Source organism: Stenotrophomonas sp. 01N47, assembly GCF_056399165.1.
Window position 1 is genome coordinate 1 of record NZ_JBFTQU010000085.1, and the last position, 398, is coordinate 398.

Genomic DNA, 398 nt, shown 5'->3' on the forward strand with positions numbered 1-398 from the left:
TCGCAAGGCCGAGCAACTGCTGTTCGCCGCCGGCGTCGAAGGCGTCTGGGGCGGCGCGCCGAGCGCCGACGAGATCCGCGCCAAGGACACCGAGCGCCTTCTCGACGACCCGATCTTCGCCGAGACCTCCAACGAGGAAGATCTGGCCCTGGCCGAGGCCATGCTGGCCAAGCGCACGCMGACCGAGATCGCCGCGGCCCTGATCCGCACCCGCCGCGCCAAGCTGCCGGCGCCGGAAGAAATCTACGACGATCCGCGCCACGGCGCCGATCCGGGCCCGCGTTCGCGCGAACCGCGTGAGCCCCGCGACTTCGGCGACCGTCCCAAGCGCGAGCCGCGCACGAGCATGGAAGGCTCGGAGTGGTTCCGCATCAGCGTCGGCCGTCGCGGCAACGCCG

1 protein-coding gene is annotated in these 398 nt (G+C 72.3%); it reads left to right on the forward strand.

What is annotated here, in order from left to right; genetic code table 11:
- Positions 1-398, forward strand: a 398-nt coding sequence (locus AC1DKR_RS21330; protein ID WP_478035184.1) for a hypothetical protein, incomplete at both ends; no start/stop codon positions are given.